The organism is Weizmannia acidilactici (genome assembly GCF_008974185.1).
Lineage (GTDB): Bacteria > Bacillota > Bacilli > Bacillales > Bacillaceae_C > Weizmannia > Weizmannia acidilactici.
In genome coordinates this window covers 1-3,039 of record NZ_BKZP01000069.1, presented here as the reverse complement: position 1 = coordinate 3,039, position 3,039 = coordinate 1, and the positions used below count along the sequence as shown (strand labels likewise).

The following is a 3,039-nucleotide window of genomic DNA, read 5'->3' as shown; positions in this document are numbered from 1 at the left end:
CAGTTTTTATATCTTTTTGACAATTACATCATACTACTTAAAAACAGAATCTTCAATATAATATATAATATTAGCTTTTATCATTCCTTTTTAATGTTATAATGGGTTTGTCGCTAAATGGGTATCATAGTTTCACGGACACCTTTTTAGTTAAATAAAAGATAGAAGGGAGGTGTATCGATATAGATAACGTTAACGAAAAGCCAAAAAAACCATAATGCCGCTTTTAAGGAATGGTGGTTCAACTCTATCAAACTGGAACCCCAGTAAAACAGATCTGCAGTAAATATGGCCTTCCAGAAGCTACAGTCTACAAGTGGATAAGCTTTTACGTGTCCTTAATTTTGTAAACCCATAAAGCGCGGATTGAAAAATATAGTATATGATATGAAAGGGGCAGTCCCAAAAGCCTTTAAAAACAGGGAGAATTCGATGATCGTTAATTTCTGTGACTCCTGCGGGAATGCGAGCCAAGCGAGGCCCCTCGTGCTGAGGTACGGGCGGGGAGGCTCGCGACGCGTGCGAAAAAGAAGCAAATTTCACGATCATCAAAAACGAGCACCCCTTTTGCCCAGTTTATTTTGGGACTGCCCCTTTCAAAATGCCAGAAAACCCAATTGGCTGTCGTTTGCAATATTTAAACCAAATTCCTCGTCGTAAGCGCCTTCTTTTAAAGCTAAGATTTTGCCGTCAAACAAACTTACGATCCCCCCATTTTTCTCCAAATCCTTTAGTTCTTGGCTGTAAAGGTTAATCGTGAATTGTTGGGCTTTTTTCATAAGTTTACCAAGATCTTCAATAGTAGCATTGCTGGTTAAGCTGGTTAATTCCGCAATTACGTCTTTTCCTTCGTGAAAAGGCACAATAACAGAAGTTGTTTTATCATCAATGACGTGGAAATTTTCCGCCGCTGTATAAAAACTGCTACTTAAAAACAAAGGAAATTTCTTTTTCTTATTTTTGTAATAAGCAACAGCATAGCTGTAATGATTGGGATCCTTTGTCAACATCTCCATCATATTTTTTTCAAGACTTGGGATAAAGTAATCTAAGTCTGAATCAAACTCCCTATAAAACTCTTTAAAATATTTCTCCATTGCTTTTGTTGAAAGGATATTTCCATCATAACAACCCGGGTCATTTTTTAAGTCAGTTAAAATCTTCTGGGATATATCTTTTCCTTTCTTAATTTCCGGCAGTCGGTCCAAATTTTCTTCTTTGTGGTCTATCACATAAACATAACCCATTTTCTTTTCCCCGTGGCGGTTGCATCGGCCCGCTGCCTGCGCAATCGAGTCCAACCCCGCCAAAGAGCGGATCACGCAATCAAAACTTACATCCACTCCTGCTTCTATTAGCTGCGTACTTACACAAATGATTTTTTCTCCGTTTCCAAGGCAAGTTCGTATATTTTTTAATATTTGATTACGATGAGCCGCACACATAGATGTGCTCAGATGGAAAATCTTGGTTTCATTCCCACTTGCTTTTAACTGCTCATATAGTTTTTTTACAACGCCCTTCGTATTCAGAATGACTAATACACTGGAAGTTTTTTGAATTTTTCCTTTAATAAAACCAGTGAGTTTTTCCGTGTTGAAGGTTTCGTCTGTTGCCCTGTCAATGATCTCAACTCTTTTGAACGCTTCAATTACCTTGTCCAAATTACGAACAATCTCCACATCCGGTTTTAACTGCAATTTATGTTCAACAAAATCCAGCGCTGGCTGGGTTGCAGTGCATAAAAGGATGCTGGAGTGACAATATGTTTTTAAAAAATTCAGTGCTTCATTAAACAAAGACACACAAGATACAGGAACTTTCTGTACTTCGTCAAAAATCAAAACTGCTTCGCTCATGTTGTGAAGCCGTCTAATATTTCTGCTGCCTTTCGCATAAAAAACATTTAAAAATTGAACCATCGTTGTAAAAATGACAGGAACTTCCCAATTGTCCTTAGCGAGTTTTAACCTCTGCTTTACACTCATAATTCCATCCTGTAACTCATCGTTTTCATCTGAGTCTTCCACCACATTGGAATGGTGCTCTAAAATATTGACTTCATCCTGTAAAATTTTTCGTACTTCTCCTGCATTTTGTTCAATGATGGTTGTATAAGGCACTACATAAATAATGCGTTTTTTACCGTAAAGTTTAGCGTGTTTAAGAGCATACCGCAAACTGGCTAACGTTTTGCCGCCCCCGGTTGGAATAGACAGTGTATAAATACCGGAAGGCTTATCTGCAAACACATCACACTGTTCTGACATCTCGGATCTTAGTAAATTGATAGAAGTTTTAGCAGTTGGTTTTTTCTGAAATTCCTTTATAACAGAAATTAACCTCTCATAATACAGGCTAAATAATTCTTTAATATTATCAGTCTTACCATGCGGCATGTTTTCCTCAAATAACCTTGTATTCGTCCGATCCGCATCAATTAAAGCGCTGAAAATATATTTAGTTAAAAACATCAGTTTATGGGCAAGAGGTTTCGATGGATCTTGAATAATAAACTGTTTCAATTCTTCTTCAGCCTGGTTGACGTAATTCATAAAACTTGATTGGTCCATCACTCTTTCAAAGAAATTGGCTTTGGCCGTTTCAAATTCTTCTATTTTTTTATTTTGGACCCGATTTAAATACTTTAGTTCCAGTTCCGGACTGATGAAATCCTGAAGATAAGAGTGATGGGAAATAATTGCATTGCCCACAATTTCAGCCAATAATGCTTTATAAGGGTTAGCTTTTGCCGAAGGATGAAACATTTCAAATAAAAGCTTCCCTCCAGCAGTAGAATGATCCACACTCCCTCTTTTTGGAGGCAAATCCGGATGGTTTACCGCTTCCAAAATATAGTTGCGGAATGCGCCAGTGTATTTCCCAAGATCATGAAGCAATGCGGCAAGCCCGGTTATATGTTTCACCCCGATTTTTTCACCATAAGTTTCAGCTAATTCTTTCGCATCCAATAGATGCTCCTTAACTGTCTGAATTTTTCGGTCACTTCTCCGAATATGCGCAATGTATTCCATGATA

2 protein-coding genes are annotated in these 3,039 nt (G+C 37.7%); one reads left to right on the top strand and one right to left on the bottom strand.

Annotated features, from left to right (window positions below; all coding sequences use genetic code 11):
* The first annotated feature begins 233 nt into the window (after positions 1-233).
* Positions 234-350 carry a helix-turn-helix domain-containing protein gene (locus BpJC4_RS17230; RefSeq protein WP_151681890.1) on the top strand — a complete coding sequence of 39 codons (117 nt, stop codon included), beginning with the start codon at positions 234-236 and terminating at the stop codon, positions 348-350.
* 246 nt (positions 351-596) lie between these two features.
* On the opposite strand, the gene cas3 is transcribed toward BpJC4_RS17230, so the two are convergent.
* Positions 597-3,035, bottom strand: a complete 2,439-nt coding sequence (cas3, locus tag BpJC4_RS15535; protein WP_151681897.1) for a CRISPR-associated helicase Cas3' — start codon at positions 3,033-3,035, stop codon at positions 597-599.
* Positions 3,036-3,039: the final 4 nt, after the last annotated feature.

Coding starts and splice junctions, on each gene's coding strand:
- BpJC4_RS17230 (WP_151681890.1), top strand. CDS start 234: ATGGTGGTTCAACTCTATCAAACTGGAACCCCAGTAAAACAGATCTGC.
- cas3 (WP_151681897.1), bottom strand. CDS start 3,035: ATGGAATACATTGCGCATATTCGGAGAAGTGACCGAAAAATTCAGACA.